This is a genomic window from Citrobacter meridianamericanus (genome assembly GCF_041320245.1).
GTDB lineage: Bacteria > Pseudomonadota > Gammaproteobacteria > Enterobacterales > Enterobacteriaceae > Citrobacter > Citrobacter meridianamericanus.
The window spans coordinates 3,150,257-3,170,397 of record NZ_CP101036.1; the positions used below are offsets into that span (position 1 = coordinate 3,150,257).

The following is a 20,141-nucleotide window of genomic DNA, read 5'->3' on the forward strand; positions in this document are numbered from 1 at the left end:
CGACGCGAACCCGCTCAATTGGTTCTTAATCAGAACGACACCGTTGCAGCTGCGGGCAGTGGTATGGATGTGGGTCTTTCTACCATGACCGATGGGTAAAGCAGTTGTGCAATAAACGGCAGTTCGCAACGGAATCAGTGGGTTATCCCAAAAACTGATACTGGAAAAAACCTAAAGCTGTAGCCAGTTTAAGTTGACCACTTCAGAGGCAAATACGGCATTGAATGGGAAGCAGGAACCGCCCCAACCTTTCATGAGCAACGATCGCTTTCAGTAAGAATTAATAGGGAACAAAGAATTGATACACAGAAATTATTGGGACATAAATCAAGAAAAATGACAGACAAATATAACGACGACAGAGGTAAGGATTGGATAGTTGTCGAAGTAAAAAAGAGGTGAGCATGCCTGGTTTTTGGGAAAACGTTTTGGAGAGAGTTTTGGGGAAACAATGTTGCAGGCATAAAAAACGGGAACCACCTGGCTCCCGTTATCATACAACCCAGAATGCGGATTACATGTTTTCGATGATCGCGTCACCAAACTCTGAACATTTCAGCAGTTTAGCGCCGTCCATCAGACGTTCGAAATCATAGGTTACGGTTTTCGCGTTAATCGCGCCTTCCATACCTTTAACGATTAGGTCAGCCGCTTCGGTCCAACCCATGTGGCGCAGCATCATTTCAGCGGACAGAATGATAGAACCCGGGTTCACTTTATCCTGACCGGCATACTTCGGTGCAGTACCGTGGGTTGCTTCGAACAGCGCGCATTCGTCACCGATGTTCGCGCCCGGAGCGATACCAATACCACCAACCTGTGCTGCCAGCGCATCGGAGATGTAGTCGCCGTTCAGGTTCATACAGGCAATCACGTCATATTCAGCCGGACGCAGCAGGATCTGTTGCAGGAACGCATCGGCAATAACGTCCTTAACCACGATCTCTTTGCCGGTTTTCGGGTTCTTGATTTTGACCCAAGGACCGCCGTCAATCAGCTCACCACCGAATTCTTCACGCGCCAACTGATAACCCCAGTCTTTGAACGCGCCTTCGGTGAACTTCATGATGTTACCTTTATGTACTAAGGTAACAGAATCACGATCGTTAGCGATGGCATATTCGATTGCTGCACGAACCAGACGTTTAGTTCCTTCTTCAGAGCATGGTTTGATACCGATACCGCAATGCTCAGGGAAGCGGATTTTCTTCACACCCATTTCTTCGCGCAGGAATTTAATCACTTTCTCAGCGTCGGCAGAGTCCGCTTTCCACTCGATACCCGCGTAGATATCTTCAGAGTTCTCACGGAAGATGACCATGTCGGTCAGTTCTGGGTGTTTAACCGGGCTAGGCGTACCCTGGTAATAACGCACCGGACGCAGGCAGACATACAGGTCAAGTTCCTGACGCAGGGCAACGTTCAGAGAGCGAATACCGCCGCCAACTGGAGTAGTCAGTGGCCCTTTGATGGCAACACGATATTCACGAATCAGATCAAGGGTTTCAGCAGGAAGCCAGACGTCCTGGCCATAAACCTGGGTGGATTTCTCGCCGGTGTAGATTTCCATCCAGGAGATTTTACGCTCGCCTTTATAGGCTTTCTCGACAGCAGCATCGACAACTTTGATCATCGGTGGGGTTACATCAACGCCGATACCGTCGCCTTCAATGAACGGGATAATCGGATTTTCAGGAACGTTGAGTTTGCCGTTTTGCAGGGTGATCTTCTTACCTTCCGCCGGAACAACTACTTTGCTTTCCATTCACCTCTCCTTCGAGCGCTTCTGGTTCTGCTCGTCTGTCATCGCGCTGCATGTGCGTTTGCGTCCTGCTGCACGAATGCGTTAGAGCAATTTTTTGTTAATGTTTTGTAATGAGCATGTCAATACTACCCTAATGTTCGCCGCCATGAAAGACACTCGTTCTTAGGCTATAATGCGGCAATTGATATAATCTGAAAATACCATGCAAAAAACTTCTTTTAGAAATCACCGGGTTGAGCGATTCAGCTCACGACAAGTCACCAGACAGCGTAAAGAAAACCAGCCAAAACGCGTGGTTTTGTTCAATAAACCCTACGATGTTTTGCCGCAATTTACTGACGAGGCTGGCAGAAGAACGTTAAAAGATTTTATTCCCGTGTCGGGGATCTATGCTGCGGGTCGACTCGATCGGGACAGTGAAGGGCTTTTGGTGCTGACCAATGATGGTGCGCTGCAGGCCCGGTTAACGCAGCCCGGTAAGCGTACCGGGAAAATTTATTACGTCCAGGTCGAAGGCGAGCCGACGGCAGAAGCGCTTAATGCGCTGCGTAACGGGGTAACGCTCAATGACGGTCCCACGCTGCCCGCAGGTATTGAAGTAACAGAAGAACCTGCATGGCTGTGGCCGAGAAACCCGCCTATCAGGGAGCGGAAAAATATCCCTACCACCTGGCTGAAAGTCACCTTATATGAAGGCCGCAACCGTCAGGTACGCCGCATGACAGCCCATGTTGGATTCCCGACGCTGCGCCTCATTCGCTATGCCATGGGGGATTACACACTGGATAATCTCGCCAATGGTGAATGGCGAGATGCAACTAACTGAATAAGGAACAGGTATGTTCAAACCGCACGTTACGGTCGCCTGCATCGTGCATGCAGAAGATAAGTTTTTAGTCGTTGAGGAAACAATCAATGGCAAAGCCTTATGGAATCAACCAGCCGGACATCTGGAAGCGGATGAGACGTTAGTGCAGGCCGCCGCTCGCGAACTATGGGAAGAAACAGGTATCCACGCGCAGCCACAACATTTCATTCGAATGCATCAATGGATTGCGCCGGACAAAACGCCCTTTTTGCGTTTTCTGTTTTCTATCGAGCTTGCCAATATGTGCGCTACTGAACCTCATGACAGCGATATCGACTGCTGTCGCTGGGTCAGTGCAGAAGAGGTTCTCTGCGCGCCAAACCTGCGCTCTCCGTTAGTTGCGGAGAGCATTCGCTGCTATCAGAGCGGACAACGCTACCCGCTGGCGATGATCGGTGAATTTAACTGGCCGTTTACAGAGGGTGTCAAGTAAGGGGCTGCGTGCTAGAATATGCCGCCTTGAAGTTCAATGTCGTGAGTATTCCTATGTCTGAAAGCCCAAAAAAAGTGATCGTCGGCATGTCCGGCGGTGTCGATTCCTCCGTTTCTGCCTGGCTGTTGCAACAACAGGGTTATCAGGTAGAAGGCCTGTTCATGAAGAACTGGGAAGAGGACGATGGCGAGGAATATTGCACAGCGGCTGCCGATCTTGCAGATGCACAGGCTGTCTGTGACAAACTCGGCATTGAGCTGCATACCGTCAACTTTGCCGCAGAATATTGGGACAACGTCTTTGAATTGTTCCTTGAAGAGTACAAAGCGGGCCGTACGCCAAACCCGGATATTCTGTGTAATAAAGAAATTAAGTTTAAAGCCTTCCTCGAATTTGCCGCTGAAGATTTAGGTGCCGATTACATCGCCACCGGTCACTACGTGCGTCGCGCGGATGTCGACGGTAAAAGCCGTCTGCTGCGTGGGCTTGATGGCAATAAAGACCAGAGCTATTTCCTCTACACGCTCGGCCATGAGCAAATCGCGCAAAGCCTGTTCCCGGTGGGCGAACTGGAAAAACCGCAGGTGCGTAAAATTGCTGAAGATCTCGGTCTGATTACGGCCAAGAAAAAAGACTCCACCGGTATCTGCTTCATTGGCGAACGTAAGTTCCGAGAATTTCTCGGTCGCTACCTGCCGGCTCAACCCGGTAAAATCATCACCGTTGATGGCGAAGAGATTGGCCAGCATCAGGGGCTGATGTACCACACCCTGGGTCAGCGTAAAGGTCTGGGCATTGGCGGGACGAAAGAAGGCACGGAAGATCCGTGGTATGTGGTGGATAAAGACGTTGAGAACAACATTCTGGTTGTTGCTCAGGGTCATGAACACCCGCGCCTGATGTCCGTTGGCCTGGTGGCGCAACAGTTACATTGGGTCGATCGCGAACCGTTCACTGGCACAATGCGCTGCACGGTGAAAACCCGTTATCGTCAGACCGACATTCCGTGCACCGTTAAGGCACTGGATGCCGAGCGTATTGAAGTCATTTTCGATGAACCCGTCGCGGCAGTAACGCCGGGTCAGTCGGCTGTCTTTTACAATGGCGAAGTGTGCCTCGGCGGCGGCATTATCGAACAACGATTGCCTCTGTCGGTATAATTACCTACACATTTGATACAAGGAAGCAGTGAACGTGGCAAAGAATTATTATGACATCACCCTCGCCCTGGCAGGCATTTGTCAGTCGGCACGCCTGGTGCAAGAACTGGCGCACCAGGGGCATTGTGATGCCGATGCATTACACGTTTCACTGAACAGCGTCATTGACATGAATCCCAGCTCTACGCTGGGCGTGTTTGGCGGCAGCGAGGCCAACCTTCGTCTCGGCCTGGAAACACTGCTCGGCGTGCTCAACGCCAGCAGTCGTCAGGGACTGAACGCGGAACTTACTCGCTATACATTAAGCCTGATGGTGCTGGAGCGTAAACTTTCAGCCGCTAAAGGCGCCATGGACACGCTGGGAGACCGTATTAACGGCTTGCAGCGCCAGCTGGACCATTTTGATTTGCAGTCAGAAACGCTACTGAGTGCGATGGCAGGCATTTATGTTGACGTTATCAGTCCACTCGGCCCGCGTATTCAGGTCACTGGCTCCCCGGCCATCCTTCAGAGCCCACAGGTTCAGGCCAAAGTTCGCGCTTCGCTGCTGGCTGGCATTCGCGCGGCCGTACTCTGGCATCAGGTGGGTGGAGGCCGTCTGCAACTCATGTTTTCTCGTAATCGCCTGACGACTCAGGCAAAACAAATTCTTGCTCATTTAACCCCGGAGTTGTGATCTATGGAATTATCCTCACTGACCGCCGTTTCCCCTGTCGATGGACGCTACGGCGATAAAGTCAGCGCGCTGCGCGGGATTTTCAGCGAATACGGTTTGCTGAAATTCCGTGTACAGGTTGAAGTACGCTGGCTGCAAAAACTGGCCGCGCACGCAGCGATCAAGGAAGTTCCTGCTTTTGCTGCCGACGCAATCGGTTACCTTGATGCGATCGTCGCTAACTTCGATGAAGAAGATGCTGCGCGTATCAAAACCATCGAGCGTACGACCAACCATGACGTGAAGGCAGTTGAGTATTTCCTCAAAGAAAAAGTTGCGGATATCCCGGAACTGCACGCCGTTTCCGAGTTTATCCACTTCGCATGCACCTCAGAAGACATCAACAACTTGTCTCACGCGCTGATGCTGAAAACCGCACGCGACGAAGTAGTCCTGCCGTACTGGCGTCAACTGATTGATGGCATCACAGCACTTTCTGTTGAATATCGCGATATTCCCCTGCTCTCTCGTACTCACGGGCAACCGGCCACCCCATCAACGATGGGCAAAGAAATGGCAAACGTGGCGTATCGCATGGAGCGTCAGTACCGCCAACTCAACCAGGTTGAAATCCTTGGTAAAATCAACGGTGCTGTGGGTAACTATAACGCCCACATCGCCGCTTACCCGGAAGTTGACTGGCATCAGTTTAGCGAAGAGTTCGTCACCTCGCTTGGGATCCAGTGGAATCCTTACACCACACAGATCGAGCCGCACGATTACATCGCTGAGCTGTTTGATTGCATCGCCCGCTTTAATACCATTCTGATCGATTTCGATCGCGACGTCTGGGGTTACATTGCGTTGGGTCACTTCAAGCAAAAAACTGTCGCGGGAGAAATCGGTTCTTCGACCATGCCACACAAAGTGAACCCTATCGATTTCGAAAACTCTGAGGGTAACCTGGGTCTGTCTAACGCGGTTCTGCAACATCTGGCGAGCAAACTGCCGGTTTCGCGTTGGCAGCGCGATCTGACGGATTCAACCGTTCTGCGTAATCTGGGCGTAGGTATTGGCTATGCGCTGATCGCCTATCAGTCCACCTTGAAAGGTGTGAGCAAACTGGAAGTGAACCGCGATCATTTGCTGGACGAACTGGATCATAACTGGGAAGTTCTCGCAGAGCCGATTCAGACCGTGATGCGTCGCTATGGCATTGAAAAACCGTACGAGAAGCTGAAAGAACTGACCCGTGGAAAACGCGTTGACGCCGAAGGTATGAAGCAGTTTATCGACAGTCTGGCACTGCCGGAAGAAGAGAAAACGCGCCTGAAAGCCATGACGCCAGCCAATTACATTGGTCGTGCCATCATCATGGTTGATGAACTGAAGTAATCAACAACCCGCAGATGCTGAACTGAAGCCGGATGAGCGTAAGCGATTCCGGTTTTTTATCGCCGTATGAACATCCCTTTCCCGTTTTATTAAATGGTTATCCCCACGGATCATGCTCAGCGCTAGACTAAAAAAGTAATTTTGTAAGTTCTTTACTGATAAATTATATTAAAATCAATAGCTTAATAAAATATTATTTTGGACCATTGCGGGAAATATGAGTCATTTCAGCGCCCCAAATTTGGCCCAAAAGTAATAATCGATGTTGGTCTGAATTGCCACAGGTTTAACAAACACTTTAAAATCATGCCTAGGCAGCATCGTCTACCTGGAGGCGTCAGTCCAGGTAAAAAGTGAAGGTTTTAGCAAAGTTTTATGTTTTATGACAGAAATAAAAAAGCATTATCTTTCAAGATAATGCTTTTTCACCTGAACTGATTCTTATAACAATTAGATTAATGTAATTTTAATATCGTAACTTTCAAGCCCAGTCATTTTTTCACGAGCAGTAAACTGGATATCAGAGACTTCTTTTCCTGTCTTTTTTTTGAGTTCAATAATTTTTTTTGTGATGAATTCAGAAATATCCGCTTCAGTTTTTCTTTTTAAATCTTCGACGTTCATTATTTACCTCTCTTGATCTCTAACGCATCAACGCCAGGCGCGTTACTTTCCCCGTGGAGCACAGGTAAAAGCGCTGACATATTTAAAAGATAGAATGGAAATCCTAAATTATCAAGAGGTTGCAGTATAATCTTCATGCAAAAGAGCTCGTAACCCCACAAACCACTGACTAAAATCTGGGTCGGTCACGAAACAACCAGTTCTCATTTCAAAAGCTTCGATGCGGCCTCGAGAATCTCTTCGGAACTGACATCACGATCTGAAGCCACATAAACTATTTTATGGTCTCCAGTCAGAGATGGAAAGCCCGCAGACATTACGGATAGATGCGCTTTTTCTCCATTGGGAAACTCACGCATTATCGTCGTAATACCTTTCATTACAGATACAACGACTGCCGGTTGTGAGTTAAAAAAAACAATTACTTTTTTCATAATTTTACCGTGACGGTTCTTATATAAATGAACGGTTAAGCATACAAAAAAGGCTCCATAAGGAGCCTGAAATTTATTTTCTATAATCTGATGAAGACTGACCAGAACGAATGTATAGTGCCACATTATCAAATGTTATCATTGTTGATTTGCAAAAAATACATTTCGCTCCGAAAGGATTTTTTTCAGTAACATCAAAGTTTGACGTTCTGTACTGAGATCCGTGACAACACGGGCATCTGAAGTGAATATTATTAGTAATAACAGTTACCTTATACAGCCACAACATTAACTGCTGTGGGGCCTTTGGGTCCCTGTTCAACACTAAATTCAACTTCCTGATTCTCATTCAGAGTTTTGAAATCATTGCTCTGGATAGCAGAGAAGTGTACAAACACATCTTTACTGCCATCTTTAGGGGTGATAAACCCAAAACCTTTTTCAGGATTGAACCATTTTACTAAACCAGTCATTTTATTAGACATAATCATTACCTTAATTGAGTGAGCCCTTGGGCAGATTGGTCCGAAAAAAATTATCAGAGAGAAAAGCTAACAAGGAAATCTCAACAGGAACAAGGAATAAAATTATTTCAGCGACTGCTTCAGATAAATTCGTAACAAACCAAAGATTCATTAACGCATGATTAACCAAACATAGCAAGCTTTAGTTTTGTAAGGAAATCACCCATAACTTTGAGCATAAAAATTAATTTAAACTGCAATATTTCCGAGCATGTCGGTGAGCATTGTGACGTTCATCCAGGCGCATTTCTCAGTAGACAGCTTCATGCCCTGAACTACCGACTTTTTTATCAGCCCCCATTGGTTAATAAAATTAAGATTTCCTGGACAAATTAAGGTAAAGTCAAAGTCCATCCAATCAAGGAAAAGCCTATGTCAGAACGTAAAGACTCTAAATCACGCCGTAACTATCTTGTCAAATGCACTTGCCCAAACTGTACCCAGCAATCTGAACATAGTTTTGCAAGAGTACAAAAAGGTTCCCTTTTAATCTGTCCTCATTGCAATAAAGTATTCCAAACAAATCAAAAAGAAGCAGCCTGAATCTGTTTGAGATACCGTTTCTCGCATAGAATCACCACATCTGTATTTTAATATTGTTCAAGCCACCGATAATAAAAAAAACCGCTCAGGCCTTAGCCGTCATTGTTATCGCATACACACATAAAGCGGATTTTACTTTGCGATAACTCCACTGCCGGCAACCGGACCTTTAGTACCATGTTCAATAGAGAATGAGACTTTTTGACCTTCAAACAAAGTGCGAAAATTACCGTTCTGGGTAGCAGAGAAATGAACAAACACATCTAATCTGCATGACTCAGAAGTACTCCTTCCCGGATTACGCGTTGAGTTTTGTCGAATAAATGGTCTTCGAGGCCCGTCTGTAGCGAACATGTATCTCTCATCATTTGTAGCCCCTGATTTCTGGAATCATAAAAGATAAATTAAAAACAGGGAGAGGTTCACATGTATCCGAAAATATATCTAAACGACTGGTTGACAGGCCTTAAGAGCTCATGTTGCACGCTGGTAGTGACTACACTTTCTGTCATCTAACCTGCCAGGCTAAGTGATTTTTTTACAGACACCAAAGCTTTAGAGGTATCTGGTGCAACAATGCTGTCGATTACTTCTATTGTATACACATTACAGCGTGTTATCGGAGAAAATACCCGTCTGGTAGATATTGAGCATGCCGACATTTTGCATTACCGAAAAGAGTTATTGACCGGGACAATTATTAACCCGGCAATGCCGAATCTCACCAGGCAGGGTCGCGCGCCCTCAACAGTCAATAAACAGATGGCAGTTTTATCAGAAATGCCTAAGCTCGCAAACCGAAGCCAGTTTATATTGCATGCTCCTTATGAGGGCGTGTCGCGACTCAAGTTATCTAAAAATGATCCCGACCCACTTTTACTTCATAAGTACCAGGCACTGATAACCACCCTTCCCCGTAGCCAGGCATTAATCATCATTGTTGCCGTATATACAGGGATGAGGCCGGGCGAGATAGGCGCCCTGGCATGGGAAGACGATGCACATATGGTGTACGAGATTTACTCCAAGTGGATTGGCGACATGAACCAGGATCAGGTCAATATGCTGAACAATCAGATGCCAACAGCACTGCCCCCAGAACGCCCCACAGGCAGGGGAGCATGAGAAAAGTTATTTAAGTTCATAGCGCTGCTTTCAATCCACATAATCAGCGTTAAACTATTCATACCGTTATTTTAGGGAGAAACGATGATGCGCGTACTGGTTGTCGAGGATAATGCTTTATTACGCCACCACCTTAAGGTTCAGCTACAGGATTTAGGTCATCAGGTAGATGATGCAGAAGATGCCAAGGAAGCAGACTATTATCTGAATGAACATCTTCCGGATATCGCACTCGTTGACTTAGGCCTTCCCGATGAAGATGGTTTGTCGTTGATCCGCCGTTGGCGCAGCAATGAGGTTTCGCTGCCGATTCTGGTATTGACCGCGCGTGAAGGCTGGCAGGACAAAGTGGAAGTACTCAGCGCCGGCGCTGATGATTACGTCACCAAACCGTTTCACATTGAAGAAGTGGCTGCGCGCATGCAGGCGCTGATGCGTCGCAACAGCGGTCTGGCCTCGCAGATTATCTCCCTTCCGCCTTTCCAGGTTGATCTCTCTCGCCGCGAATTATCCGTCAATGATGAAGTTATTAAGCTCACGGCGTTCGAATATACCATTATGGAAACACTCATCCGTAATAGCGGCAAAGTCGTGAGTAAAGATTCGCTCATGCTGCAGCTATACCCGGATGCTGAACTACGTGAAAGTCACACTATTGATGTCCTGATGGGACGTCTGCGTAAAAAAATTCAGGCGCAATATCCGCATGAAGTAATTACCACAGTACGTGGGCAAGGCTATCTTTTCGAACTGCGCTAATGAACAAATTATTGCGTCATTTTTTCCCGTTATCGCTGCGGCTGCGCTTTTTACTGGCAACCGCAGGTGTGGTATTGGTGCTTTCACTGGCCTACGGCATGGTTGCCCTGGTAGGTTACAGCGTTAGTTTTGATAAGACCACGTTCCGCCTGTTGCGCGGTGAAAGCAATCTGTTTTATACCCTGGCGAAATGGGAAAACGGCAAGATTAACATCGAGCTGCCCGAGAACCTCGACATGCAAAGCCCAACAATGTCGCTGATTTACAATGAAGCGGGTGAGCTTCTGTGGGCTCAGCGCAACGTGCCCTGGTTGACGCAAAGCATCCAACCAGACTGGCTTAAAACCAACGGTTTTCATGAGATTGAAGCCAACGTTGACGCCACCAGCACCCTACTGGGCGAAGACCACTCCGCACAGCAACAGTTAAAAGAAGTCAGAGAGGATGACGACGACGCCGAAATGACCCACTCCGTGGCGGTTAACGTCTACCCCGCCACTGCCAGAATGCCACAGTTAACCATTGTGGTTGTCGATACAATTCCTATTGAGCTAAAGCGCTCATACATGGTCTGGAGCTGGTTTATTTATGTGCTGGTCGCCAATCTGTTGCTGGTCATTCCGCTGTTATGGGTGGCCGCCTGGTGGAGTCTGCGGCCAATTGAGTCGCTGGCGCGTGAAGTCCGCGAGCTTGAGGAGCATCATCGTGAGATGCTGAACCCCGCCACCACGCGCGAACTGACCAGTCTGGTTCGTAACCTGAATCGACTTTTAAAAAGCGAACGCGAGCGCTACGACAAATACCGCACCACATTAACTGACCTCACCCACAGCCTGAAAACACCACTGGCGGTATTGCAGAGTACCCTGCGCTCGATGCGTAATGAAAAAATGAACGTGAGCGACGCCGAGCCTATCATGCTGGAACAAATCAGCCGTATTTCCCAGCAGATTGGCTATTACCTGCATCGTGCAAGCATGCGTGGCAGCAGCTCTCTGCTCAGTCGCGAACTGCATCCAGTCGCGCCGTTGCTTGATAAACTCACCTCCGCGCTGAATAAGGTTTATCAGCGTAAAGGCGTTAATATCAGTCTCGATATCTCCCCCGAAATCAGTTTCGTAGGCGAGCAGAACGACTTTGTTGAAGTGATGGGTAACGTACTGGATAACGCATGTAAATACTGTCTGGAGTTTGTCGAGATTTCAGCGCATCTGTCAGAAGATCAACTGCATATTCTGGTTGAGGATGATGGTCCTGGTATTCCGCAAAGCAAACGGGAAGTGGTGTTTGACCGTGGTCAGCGCGTCGATACGTTACGACCTGGACAAGGCGTCGGACTGGCAGTGGCGCGAGAAATAACTGAACAGTATGACGGGCAGATTATAGCCAGTGATAGCCTGCTGGGTGGCGCGCGCATGGAGGTTATTTTTGGTCGCCAGCATCCGGGGCAGAAAGACGAGTAATCGCCACGTGTAATAAATATGTGCTGACTTCACGCTTGAGGTTAAGTATCCGTTATAATCGGTTGCAGATACCAGCCTGCGGGAAGCTCACTATGGAATACCAACTCACACTTAACTGGCCCGATTTTCTTGAACGCCACTGGCAGAAACGCCCGGTGGTATTAAAACGCGGGTTTAACAACTTTATTGACCCACTTTCTCCTGACGAACTGGCTGGACTGGCAATGGAAAGTGAGGTCGACAGCCGACTCGTCAGCCACCAGGACGGCAAATGGCAAGTTAGCCACGGTCCCTTTGAAAGCTATGACCATCTCGGCGAGAACAACTGGTCGCTTCTGGTCCAGGCGGTCAATCACTGGCACGAGCCAACCGCCGCGCTGATGCGCCCGTTTCGTGAACTGCCTGACTGGCGTATCGACGATCTGATGATCTCCTTCTCCGTCCCTGGCGGCGGCGTTGGTCCGCATCTGGATCAGTACGATGTATTTATCATTCAGGGAACCGGACGTCGCCGCTGGCGCGTAGGTGAAAAACTGCAGTTGAAACAACACTGCCCTCACCCGGATCTCCTTCAGGTCGACCCGTTTGAAGCCATCATCGATGAAGAGCTGGAACCCGGCGATATCCTGTATATTCCACCGGGGTTCCCGCACGAAGGCTATGCGCTGGAAAACGCCATGAACTATTCGGTCGGCTTCCGTGCGCCAAACACGCGCGAACTGATTAGCGGGTTCGCCGATTACGTATTACAACGTGAGCTGGGCAGCACGTATTACAGCGATCCTGACCTGCCGCCGCGCGACCATCCTGCCGACGTACTGCCACAAGAGATGGACAAGCTGCGCGAAATGATGCTGGGGCTGATTAATCAACCGGAACATTTCCAGCAGTGGTTTGGCGAGTTTATTTCTCAGTCTCGTCATGAGCTGGATATTGCGCCGCCGGAGCCACCGTATCAGCCAGATGAAATTTACGATGCCCTGAAGCAAGGGGATGTGTTAGTGCGTCTGGGCGGATTACGCGTATTGCGCATCGGCGACGACGTCTACGCCAACGGTGAAAAAATTGACTCGCCGCATCGTCCTGCCCTGGAAGCGCTGGCCAGCCATATCGTGCTAACGGCTGAGAACTTTGAGGATGCGCTGGAAGATCCGTCTTTCCTTGCCATGCTTGCCGCGCTGGTCAACAGTGGGTACTGGTTCTTCGAAGGGTGATGAGTCATTTTGCCGGATGACGTTTTGTGCATCCGGCATCTACTTCGGGCTTGTTACTGCTGCTTCGCAGTTAACTCCGCAATACGCACAATCACCTGCACCGCTTTTTCCATTCCTTCCAGGGTTACAAACTCATGTTTGCCATGATAGTTATAACCACCGGTGAAAAGATTCGGACACGGTAATCCCATAAACGACAGCTGTGCGCCGTCAGTACCGCCACGAATAGGTTTCAGCACCGGCTCAATATCGCAATCGCGCATTGCCTTCTGGGCGATATCCAGCACGTGTGGATGTTCAATCACTTTTTCGCGCATATTGTAGTAACTGTCTTCAATCACCAGTTCGATATAGCAATCCGGGTGTAACCCTTTGCCGACCTTTTTGGCGATATCCATGATCTTACGTTTACGCGCTTCAAACTGCTTGCGGTCAAAATCACGGATGATGTAGTGCATATCTGCACGATCGACCGTCCCTTTCATGCTCGCCAGGTGATAAAAGCCTTCGTAGCCTTCCGTCGTTTCCGGGCTTTCGTCTGCCGGAACCTCAGCGTGAATACGCGCCGCCAGCGACAGCGCATTCACCATCACCCCTTTTGCAGTACCGGGATGCACATTGTTGCCGACTATTTTGATATTAACCGAGGCGGCGTTGAAGTTTTCAAACTCCAGCTCACCTACGCCACCACCGTCAACAGTGTAGGCCCACTGCGCATCGAATGCCGCAACGTCAAAATGCTTGGCCCCTTTACCAACCTCTTCATCCGGCGTGAAGGCCACGCGGATATCACCGTGCGGAATGTTTTTTTGAATAAGCACGGCCAGCGCGGTCATGATTTCCGCCACGCCTGCTTTGTCATCCGCGCCCAGCAGGGTTTTACCGTCTGTAGTGATTAGCGTCTGGCCCAGAAGTTGATGTAGCACCGGGAACATCACCGGCGACAGAACTTCATCACCAATGCCTAACGCAATATCGCCGCCGCGATAGTTTTCGACGATTTGCGGATTAACGTTTTTACCGCTGAAATCCGGTGAGGTATCCACATGGGAAATAAAGCCGATCGCGGGAATATTGCCAGCAACGTTAGCGGGCAGCGTCGCCATCAGCGTACCCTTTTCGCTCAATGAAATATTAACCAGCCCCATCTCTTCGAGCTGTTGTTTGAGCAGTTGTAACAACTTCCACTGTCCTTCGGTGCTGGGTACCTGCCGCACGCCCGATTTTGATTGGGTGTCCAGCGACACGTAGTGTAAAAAACGCTCAAGTAGTTTATCCATGCAGTCACCCTCACTTTTTGTGACAACATTATCAATAAGCAACAAAAGACAAATATTGCGTCAGGTCACTTTTATCCCCGCAAGTAAGAATATTTCTCCTCGACATCCCCTCTGACTATAGGGTTAAGTCAGTAATTCGCAACAAGGATTGGCGATTACAATGGTTTGCCGTAGAATAACCGCCCTCATTAAGAGTCATCAAGGTGGTTAACCACAAACCCCGCATCGGTCAGCCATCCGTTGCGTTTACATGGGACAGAGTAAAAAATTGAATAAACAACCGCGTTCGCTTTCTCCACTGGTGCAATTAGCGGGAATTCGCAAAAGTTTCGATGGCAAAGAGGTGATTTCCAGCCTGGATTTGACCATCAATAATGGCGAGTTTCTCACGCTGCTCGGCCCCTCTGGCTGCGGTAAAACAACCGTTCTTCGCCTGATTGCCGGCCTGGAAACTGTTGATTCCGGTCATATTATGTTGGACAACCAGGACATCACTCACGTTCCTGCGGAAAACCGCTACGTGAACACCGTCTTCCAAAGCTATGCGTTATTCCCCCACATGACCGTATTTGAGAATGTGGCCTTTGGCTTACGCATGCAAAAAACGCCCGCAGCCGACATTTCTCCCCGCGTTACTGAAGCTCTGCGCATGGTGCAACTGGAAGAATTCGCCCAGCGAAAACCACATCAACTCTCCGGTGGACAGCAGCAGCGCGTAGCGATTGCCCGTGCGGTGGTGAACAAACCCCGCCTACTCTTGTTAGATGAATCCCTCTCTGCACTTGACTACAAACTGCGTAAGCAGATGCAGAACGAACTGAAAGCGTTGCAGCGTAAGCTGGGTATCACTTTTGTCTTTGTCACACACGATCAGGAAGAAGCGCTGACCATGTCAGATCGCATCGTGGTGATGCGCGATGGTAAGATTGAGCAGGACGGTACGCCGCGCGAAATCTACGAAGAGCCTAAAAATCTGTTCGTCGCCGGATTTATTGGCGAGATCAACATGTTTAACGCCACGGTGATAGAACGTCTGGACGAACAGCGCGTTCGTGCTAACGTTGAAGGTCGCGAGTGCAATATTTATGTCAACTTTGCGGTGATTCCTGGGCAGAAGCTGCACGTTCTGTTACGCCCGGAAGATCTGCGCGTGGATGAAATCAACGACGATAATCATATCGAAGGTCTTATCGGCTACGTGCGTGAGCGCAACTACAAAGGCATGACGCTGGAGTCGGTTGTGGAACTGGAAAACGGCAAGATGGTGATGGTCAGTGAGTTCTTCAACGAAGACGATCCTGACTTTGACCACTCGCTCGACCAGAAAATGGCGATTAACTGGGTAGAAAGCTGGGAGGTCGTACTGGCTGATGAAGAACACAAGTAAATTCCAGAGTGTGGTGATCGTCACCATTGTCGGTTGGCTTGTGTTATTTGTCTTTCTGCCCAACCTGATGATCATCGGCACCAGCTTTTTGACCCGCGACGACGCCAATTTCGTCAAAATGGTCTTTACGCTGGAAAACTATACACGCCTGCTCGATCCGCTCTATTTTGAGGTGCTGGTTCATTCTCTCAATATGGCGCTGATTGCTACGCTCGCCTGTCTGGTACTCGGCTACCCGTTTGCCTGGTTTTTGGTGAAACTGCCGGAAAAAGTGCGTCCACTGCTGCTGTTCCTGCTGATTGTTCCGTTCTGGACCAATTCACTTATTCGCATCTACGGACTCAAAATATTCCTCAGCACCAAGGGCTATCTCAACGAATTTCTGTTATGGCTCGGCGTTATCGATACCCCTATTCGCATCATGTTTACCCCCAGCGCGGTGATTATCGGCCTGGTGTACATCCTGCTGCCGTTTATGGTAATGCCGCTCTATTCCAGCATTGAAAAACTCGATAAACCGCTGCTGGAAGCCGCGCGCGATCTGGGCGCCAGTAAACTTCAGACCTTCACCCGCATCATTATTCCGTTGACGATGCCGGGAATTATCGCCGGATGCCTGTTGGTTATGCTGCCCGCAATGGGGCTGTTTTACGTATCCGACTTAATGGGCGGGGCGAAAAACCTGCTGATTGGTAATGTGATTAAAGTTCAGTTCCTGAACATCCGCGACTGGCCGTTTGGTGCCGCCACCAGCATTACGCTGACCATTGTGATGGGGCTGATGCTGCTAATCTACTGGCGCGCCTCCCGCTTGCTGAACAAGAAGGTGGAACTCGAATGATCGGTCGCCTGCTCAGAGGCGGTTTCATGACCGCTATCTACGCGTATCTGTATATTCCAATCATTATTTTGATTGTGAACTCCTTTAACAGCTCGCGCTTCGGCATCAACTGGCAGGGATTCACCACCAAATGGTACGGCCTGCTGATGAACAACGACAGCCTGCTACAGGCGGCGCAGCACTCGCTGACGATGGCAGTACTCTCCGCCACGTTTGCCACGCTGATCGGTTCACTCACAGCAGTCGCACTGTACCGCTACCGTTTTCGCGGTAAACCGTTTGTCAGCGGCATGCTGTTCGTGGTGATGATGTCGCCGGATATTGTGATGGCGATTTCTTTGCTGGTGCTGTTTATGCTGATCGGCATTCAACTGGGCTTTTGGTCACTTTTGTTCTCGCATATCACATTCTGTCTGCCCTTCGTGGTTGTAACGGTCTACTCACGTCTGAAAGGCTTTGACGTACGCATGCTTGAGGCGGCCAAAGATCTGGGTGCCAGTGAAGTGACCATTCTGCGCAAGATCATACTGCCATTGGCTATGCCTGCGGTGGCTGCCGGTTGGTTGCTGAGCTTTACGCTGTCGATGGATGATGTTGTCGTTTCGTCATTCGTTACCGGGCCGGGTTATGAAATTTTGCCATTAAAAATCTACTCAATGGTCAAAGTCGGCGTATCACCAGAGGTGAACGCTCTGGCGACCATTTTGTTGGTTCTGTCGCTGGTTATGGTAATTGCCAGCCAGCTTATTGCACGTGATAAAACCAAGGGCCGTTAAGGCCCTTAATTCAGGGGACGTTAAATGATGAAAAAATGGTCACGCCACCTGCTCGCGGCGGGTGCTCTGGCACTGGGCATGAGCGCCGCTCACGCCAATGACAACAACACGCTCTATTTCTATAACTGGACCGAGTATGTCCCGCCTGGACTGCTGGAACAGTTCACCAAAGAGACCGGCATTAAGGTGATCTATTCGACCTATGAGTCGAATGAAACCATGTATGCCAAGCTCAAAACTTATAAAGACGGCGCATACGATCTGGTGGTTCCGTCCACCTATTACGTCGATAAAATGCGCAAAGAAGGCATGATCCAAAAGATCGACAAGTCGACGTTGACCAACTTCCACAACCTCGATCCGGAAATGCTCAACAAGCCGTTTGACCCCAACAATGATTACTCCATCCCGTATATCTGGGGTGCTACGGCTATTGGCGTCAATAGCGATGCCATCGACCCGAAAACGGTGACCAGTTGGGCCGATCTGTGGAAACCGGAATACAAAGGCAGCCTGCTGTTAACGGATGATGCACGTGAAGTGTTCCAGATGGCACTGCGCAAGCTGGGATATTCCGGCAATACCACTGACCCGAAAGAAATTGAAGCTGCCTATAACGAGTTGAAGAAACTGATGCCAAACGTTGCAGCGTTTAACTCTGACAACCCTGCCAACCCGTATATGGAAGGTGAAGTCAATCTGGGGATGGTGTGGAACGGCTCCGCGTATGTTGCGCGTCAGGCAGGCACACCGCTTGAAGTCGTCTGGCCAAAAGAAGGTGGGATCTTCTGGATGGACAGCCTCTCTATTCCGGCTAACGCGAAAAACAAAGAAGGTGCGCTGAAGCTGATTAACTTCTTACTGCGCCCGGACGTGGCGAAAGAAGTTGCGGAAACTATTGGTTATCCAACGCCAAACCTGGCGGCACGCAAGCTGCTCAGTCCTGAAGTCGCGAACGATAAAACCCTGTACCCGGATGCAGAAACCATCAACAAAGGGGAATGGCAGAACGACGTCGGTTCCGCCAGCGCTATTTACGAAGAGTACTATCAGAAGCTGAAAGCAGGACGCTAATTCAGCGTGATGCCGGGTAAGGCGAAGCTGCCACCCGGCACATAAAATTGATCACAGTCCCTTCAACAACTTCTCCACAAACTCAGGTACCACCTGGCTTGCCGGACCGTAATACTTCTCTTCAAACTCGCTTCCCACCTGGCTCGGTTCAAGATTTAACTCTACCGTATGCGCCCCATGTAGTCGCGCCTCATGCACAAACCCCGCAGCCGGGTACACATGGCCCGACGTACCAATTGCAATGAATACATCCGCCATTGCCAGCGCCATGTAAATTTCATCCATGCCCAGCGGCATTTCACCAAACCACACCACGTGCGGTCGCAGCGGTGCCGGAAATTGACAGCAGTGACATTTATCTTCCGGGGTCACATCGTCCTTCCATTCCAGAATCTGCCCACTTTGCGAGCAGCGAACCTTGAGCAGTTCGCCGTGCATATGGATAACGTTCTGGCTGCCCGCACGTTCATGCAGATTATCAATGTTCTGTGTGACCAGTAAAAAACGATCGCCCAGCTCGGCTTCGAGTTTTGCCAGCGCGATATGCGCCGCATTGGGCTGGATTTCTGGTTGCTGCAACTGGTGGCGACGGGCGTTATAAAACGACTGAACCAGTTGCGGATTACGACTAAATCCTTCCGGTGTCGCAACGTCCTCAACCCGATGTTCTTCCCAGAGACCATCCGCCGCGCGGAAGGTTCGAATTCCTGACTCAGCGGAGATTCCCGCTCCCGTCAGTACCAGCACTCTTGGTTTTTCCATCAATTCAGGCACCACTCTGTCTCTGAAAAAGATTCGTTGACGCAGGCGATCGCGCAAATGGCGTTTATTTTTACGAAAGCGGCTTAACCGATGACCCCGACGCGACAGCATAACAACCTCTTTGTATTAATCGGTAAGATGTAGGAAAGCGGCCCCGCGCATCCCGCCCGCATCGCCGTGCCGCGCTTGCTCAATACGCGGCACCCGTGCGACCGGCAGCAGATGACGTGGCAGCCGATCCGCCAGCTGCGTCGTGATAGCGGTAAAATTCGACAAGCCTCCGCCAATCACCACCAAATCAGGATCGACGATGGTCAGAATATTTCCAAGGCACACCGCCAGCAAATCCAGATAGCGTTCAACGTGAGCACGCGCTTGCTCATCACCCTGCTCCCACAGCGCGATAATTTCACGGGCATCCAGCGGTTGATGGTAGTAATGCTGATACAACCACGCAAATCCGCCGCCGGAAAGGTAGCTTTCGGTGCATCCCAGTTGGCCGCATCCGCAGCGGCGTAGCGGGAAATCAAAACCCATCAGCGTCAGCGCATCGACTGGCAAACGAATATGACCAAACTCACCGGTAATATAGCTGTGTCCAGTGATGGATTTCCCGTTAAGTACCAGGCCGCCGCCCACGCCCGTACCAAGGATCAATCCCATCACCAGCGGATATTGAGTAAACTCGTCATCCCAGGCTTCGGAGAGAGCAAAACAGTTAGCGTCGTTATCCAGGCGTACATCCCGGTCCAACCGCGCGCTGAGGTCAGCACGTAAAGGTTTACCACTGGCAGCGGGAACGTTGGCTGCATAAAGCGTACCGTCTTCCGTTTCCGGCATACCAGGAATGCCGATGCCTACCGAACCTTTAACGCCAAACCGTTGGTCTGCTTCCTTTACCAAATTGCAAACCGCATCAAGGAAAGCGTCATAACTATCACGCGGCGTAGGGACGCGCGTTTCCCATTGCAAACGACGTTGATTATCGAATACGCCTAACGCAATTTTAGTCCCACCGATGTCAAATCCGTAATACATCACCGCTCCTTGATGCAGCAT

General features: G+C 49.6%; 23 protein-coding genes and 2 pseudogenes. 16 read left to right on the forward strand and 9 right to left on the reverse strand.

Annotated elements, in window-relative coordinates; translation table 11 throughout:
- Positions 1–204 precede the first annotated feature (204 nt).
- Positions 205–402: pseudogene (locus NMD08_RS15485) on the forward strand (integrase); the annotation flags it as partial.
- Between the two features lie 112 nt (positions 403–514).
- Here the strand turns inward: NMD08_RS15485 and icd are convergent.
- On the reverse strand, positions 515–1,765 hold the full coding sequence (gene icd, locus NMD08_RS15490; RefSeq protein WP_003841892.1) for an NADP-dependent isocitrate dehydrogenase: 1,251 nt from the start codon (positions 1,763–1,765) through the stop codon (positions 515–517).
- A 202-nt stretch (positions 1,766–1,967) separates the two neighbouring features.
- Here icd and rluE point away from each other — a divergent pair, with 202 nt between their 5' ends.
- From rluE to purB, 5 genes are read left to right on the forward strand one after another with little or no spacing between them, the layout of a single operon-like run.
- Complete coding sequence (gene rluE / locus NMD08_RS15495; RefSeq protein WP_187252620.1) at positions 1,968–2,591, forward strand: 23S rRNA pseudouridine(2457) synthase RluE; 624 nt, start codon at positions 1,968–1,970, stop codon at positions 2,589–2,591.
- A gap of 13 nt (positions 2,592–2,604) precedes the next feature.
- Complete coding sequence (locus NMD08_RS15500; RefSeq protein WP_005120989.1) at positions 2,605–3,066, forward strand: NUDIX hydrolase; 462 nt, start codon at positions 2,605–2,607, stop codon at positions 3,064–3,066.
- Positions 3,067–3,119: 53 nt separating this feature from the next.
- Positions 3,120–4,226, forward strand: coding sequence for a tRNA 2-thiouridine(34) synthase MnmA (gene mnmA, locus NMD08_RS15505; RefSeq protein WP_151225273.1), 1,107 nt, complete (start codon positions 3,120–3,122; stop codon positions 4,224–4,226).
- 34 nt (positions 4,227–4,260) lie between these two features.
- Positions 4,261–4,902: a high frequency lysogenization protein HflD gene (gene hflD / locus NMD08_RS15510; protein WP_151225271.1), complete on the forward strand. Its 642-nt coding sequence runs from the start codon at positions 4,261–4,263 to the stop codon at positions 4,900–4,902.
- A 3-nt stretch (positions 4,903–4,905) separates the two neighbouring features.
- A complete protein-coding gene (gene purB, locus NMD08_RS15515) occupies positions 4,906–6,276 on the forward strand; it encodes an adenylosuccinate lyase (protein ID WP_210904972.1) in 1,371 nt (456 codons plus the stop codon).
- A 450-nt stretch (positions 6,277–6,726) separates the two neighbouring features.
- Here the strand turns inward: purB and NMD08_RS15520 are convergent, their stop codons facing one another.
- The 4 genes from NMD08_RS15520 to cspG all read right to left on the reverse strand — a co-directional run bounded on the left by NMD08_RS15520 (position 6,727) and on the right by cspG (position 7,819).
- Positions 6,727–6,900, reverse strand: coding sequence for a GnsA/GnsB family addiction module toxin (locus NMD08_RS15520; RefSeq protein ID WP_003841960.1), 174 nt, complete (start codon positions 6,898–6,900; stop codon positions 6,727–6,729).
- Between the two features lie 203 nt (positions 6,901–7,103).
- The gene (locus NMD08_RS15525) at positions 7,104–7,334 is read right to left on the reverse strand and encodes a hypothetical protein (RefSeq protein ID WP_151220003.1); all 231 of its coding nucleotides are present in this window, start codon (positions 7,332–7,334) and stop codon (positions 7,104–7,106) included.
- 73 nt (positions 7,335–7,407) lie between these two features.
- Positions 7,408–7,596, reverse strand: a complete 189-nt coding sequence (locus NMD08_RS15530) for a cold-shock protein (protein ID WP_151220020.1) — start codon at positions 7,594–7,596, stop codon at positions 7,408–7,410.
- Positions 7,597–7,606: 10 nt separating this feature from the next.
- Positions 7,607–7,819, reverse strand: coding sequence for a cold shock protein CspG (gene cspG / locus NMD08_RS15535; protein ID WP_000066494.1), 213 nt, complete (start codon positions 7,817–7,819; stop codon positions 7,607–7,609).
- A 411-nt stretch (positions 7,820–8,230) separates the two neighbouring features.
- Between cspG and NMD08_RS15540 the strand changes: the two genes are divergently transcribed.
- Positions 8,231–8,401, forward strand: coding sequence for a YnfU family zinc-binding protein (locus tag NMD08_RS15540; protein ID WP_252838248.1), 171 nt, complete (start codon positions 8,231–8,233; stop codon positions 8,399–8,401).
- Between the two features lie 132 nt (positions 8,402–8,533).
- Here NMD08_RS15540 and NMD08_RS15545 read toward each other — a convergent pair whose 3' ends face one another.
- Positions 8,534–8,722, reverse strand: coding sequence for a cold shock domain-containing protein (locus NMD08_RS15545; protein WP_370620215.1), 189 nt, complete (start codon positions 8,720–8,722; stop codon positions 8,534–8,536).
- On the opposite strand from NMD08_RS15545, the pseudogene NMD08_RS15550 reads away from it, so the two are divergent.
- The 5 genes and pseudogenes from NMD08_RS15550 to roxA form a co-directional block, all read left to right on the forward strand.
- Positions 8,676–8,804 (forward strand): annotated as a pseudogene (locus NMD08_RS15550) (hypothetical protein); the annotation flags it as partial. The gene NMD08_RS15545 and the pseudogene NMD08_RS15550 sit on opposite strands and share 47 nt — an antisense overlap.
- Before the next feature lie 173 nt (positions 8,805–8,977).
- A complete protein-coding gene (locus NMD08_RS15555; RefSeq protein WP_278237868.1) occupies positions 8,978–9,526 on the forward strand; it encodes a hypothetical protein in 549 nt (182 codons plus the stop codon).
- 87 nt (positions 9,527–9,613) lie between these two features.
- On the forward strand, positions 9,614–10,285 hold the full coding sequence (gene phoP / locus NMD08_RS15560; RefSeq protein WP_151220022.1) for a two-component system response regulator PhoP: 672 nt from the start codon (positions 9,614–9,616) through the stop codon (positions 10,283–10,285).
- Positions 10,285–11,748 (forward strand): two-component system sensor histidine kinase PhoQ, encoded by a 1,464-nt coding sequence (gene phoQ / locus NMD08_RS15565; RefSeq protein WP_187252622.1) that lies wholly within the window; start codon positions 10,285–10,287, stop codon positions 11,746–11,748. Before phoP ends, phoQ begins: the two co-directional genes overlap by 1 nt.
- Positions 11,749–11,840: 92 nt before the next feature.
- Positions 11,841–12,962, forward strand: coding sequence for a [50S ribosomal protein L16]-arginine 3-hydroxylase (gene roxA / locus NMD08_RS15570; protein WP_003030786.1), 1,122 nt, complete (start codon positions 11,841–11,843; stop codon positions 12,960–12,962).
- A gap of 53 nt (positions 12,963–13,015) precedes the next feature.
- Here the strand turns inward: roxA and pepT are convergent, their stop codons facing one another.
- Positions 13,016–14,242 carry a peptidase T gene (pepT, locus tag NMD08_RS15575; RefSeq protein WP_187259991.1) on the reverse strand — a complete coding sequence of 409 codons (1,227 nt, stop codon included), beginning with the start codon at positions 14,240–14,242 and terminating at the stop codon, positions 13,016–13,018.
- 250 nt (positions 14,243–14,492) lie between these two features.
- Between pepT and potA the strand changes: the two genes are divergently transcribed.
- Genes potA through potD form a run of 4 tightly spaced genes read left to right on the forward strand, consistent with a single transcriptional unit; the run spans position 14,493 to position 18,320 of the window.
- Positions 14,493–15,629 carry a spermidine/putrescine ABC transporter ATP-binding protein PotA gene (potA, locus tag NMD08_RS15580; protein WP_043015989.1) on the forward strand — a complete coding sequence of 379 codons (1,137 nt, stop codon included), beginning with the start codon at positions 14,493–14,495 and terminating at the stop codon, positions 15,627–15,629.
- A complete protein-coding gene (potB, locus tag NMD08_RS15585; RefSeq protein ID WP_003030793.1) occupies positions 15,613–16,470 on the forward strand; it encodes a spermidine/putrescine ABC transporter permease PotB in 858 nt (285 codons plus the stop codon). Before potA ends, potB begins: the two co-directional genes overlap by 17 nt.
- Positions 16,467–17,246 (forward strand): spermidine/putrescine ABC transporter permease PotC, encoded by a 780-nt coding sequence (potC, locus tag NMD08_RS15590; protein ID WP_003030794.1) that lies wholly within the window; start codon positions 16,467–16,469, stop codon positions 17,244–17,246. Before potB ends, potC begins: the two co-directional genes overlap by 4 nt.
- 27 nt (positions 17,247–17,273) lie before the next feature.
- Positions 17,274–18,320 carry a spermidine/putrescine ABC transporter substrate-binding protein PotD gene (potD, locus tag NMD08_RS15595; RefSeq protein WP_003030797.1) on the forward strand — a complete coding sequence of 349 codons (1,047 nt, stop codon included), beginning with the start codon at positions 17,274–17,276 and terminating at the stop codon, positions 18,318–18,320.
- Positions 18,321–18,371: 51 nt separating this feature from the next.
- Here the strand turns inward: potD and cobB are convergent, their stop codons facing one another.
- Positions 18,372–19,193 (reverse strand): Sir2 family NAD+-dependent deacetylase, encoded by an 822-nt coding sequence (gene cobB / locus NMD08_RS15600; protein WP_151220008.1) that lies wholly within the window; start codon positions 19,191–19,193, stop codon positions 18,372–18,374.
- Positions 19,194–19,208: 15 nt separating this feature from the next.
- Positions 19,209–20,120 (reverse strand): N-acetylglucosamine kinase, encoded by a 912-nt coding sequence (nagK, locus tag NMD08_RS15605; protein WP_370618494.1) that lies wholly within the window; start codon positions 20,118–20,120, stop codon positions 19,209–19,211.
- Positions 20,121–20,141 lie beyond the last annotated feature (21 nt).

Bases quoted from the DNA above. Each gene is read 5' to 3' on its own strand.
- icd (WP_003841892.1), bottom strand. From the start codon at position 1,765: ATGGAAAGCAAAGTAGTTGTTCCGGCGGAAGGTAAGAAGATCACCCTG.
- rluE (WP_187252620.1), top strand. From the start codon at position 1,968: ATGCAAAAAACTTCTTTTAGAAATCACCGGGTTGAGCGATTCAGCTCA.
- NMD08_RS15500 (WP_005120989.1), top strand. From the start codon at position 2,605: ATGTTCAAACCGCACGTTACGGTCGCCTGCATCGTGCATGCAGAAGAT.
- mnmA (WP_151225273.1), top strand. From the start codon at position 3,120: ATGTCTGAAAGCCCAAAAAAAGTGATCGTCGGCATGTCCGGCGGTGTC.
- purB (WP_210904972.1), top strand. From the start codon at position 4,906: ATGGAATTATCCTCACTGACCGCCGTTTCCCCTGTCGATGGACGCTAC.
- NMD08_RS15520 (WP_003841960.1), bottom strand. From the start codon at position 6,900: ATGAACGTCGAAGATTTAAAAAGAAAAACTGAAGCGGATATTTCTGAA.
- NMD08_RS15525 (WP_151220003.1), bottom strand. From the start codon at position 7,334: ATGAAAAAAGTAATTGTTTTTTTTAACTCACAACCGGCAGTCGTTGTA.
- cspG (WP_000066494.1), bottom strand. From the start codon at position 7,819: ATGTCTAATAAAATGACTGGTTTAGTAAAATGGTTCAATCCTGAAAAA.
- NMD08_RS15540 (WP_252838248.1), top strand. From the start codon at position 8,231: ATGTCAGAACGTAAAGACTCTAAATCACGCCGTAACTATCTTGTCAAA.
- NMD08_RS15555 (WP_278237868.1), top strand. From the start codon at position 8,978: ATGCTGTCGATTACTTCTATTGTATACACATTACAGCGTGTTATCGGA.
- phoP (WP_151220022.1), top strand. From the start codon at position 9,614: ATGCGCGTACTGGTTGTCGAGGATAATGCTTTATTACGCCACCACCTT.
- phoQ (WP_187252622.1), top strand. From the start codon at position 10,285: ATGAACAAATTATTGCGTCATTTTTTCCCGTTATCGCTGCGGCTGCGC.
- roxA (WP_003030786.1), top strand. From the start codon at position 11,841: ATGGAATACCAACTCACACTTAACTGGCCCGATTTTCTTGAACGCCAC.
- pepT (WP_187259991.1), bottom strand. From the start codon at position 14,242: ATGGATAAACTACTTGAGCGTTTTTTACACTACGTGTCGCTGGACACC.
- potA (WP_043015989.1), top strand. From the start codon at position 14,493: ATGGGACAGAGTAAAAAATTGAATAAACAACCGCGTTCGCTTTCTCCA.
- potB (WP_003030793.1), top strand. From the start codon at position 15,613: ATGAAGAACACAAGTAAATTCCAGAGTGTGGTGATCGTCACCATTGTC.
- potC (WP_003030794.1), top strand. From the start codon at position 16,467: ATGATCGGTCGCCTGCTCAGAGGCGGTTTCATGACCGCTATCTACGCG.
- potD (WP_003030797.1), top strand. From the start codon at position 17,274: ATGAAAAAATGGTCACGCCACCTGCTCGCGGCGGGTGCTCTGGCACTG.
- cobB (WP_151220008.1), bottom strand. From the start codon at position 19,193: ATGCTGTCGCGTCGGGGTCATCGGTTAAGCCGCTTTCGTAAAAATAAA.
- nagK (WP_370618494.1), bottom strand. From the start codon at position 20,120: ATGTATTACGGATTTGACATCGGTGGGACTAAAATTGCGTTAGGCGTA.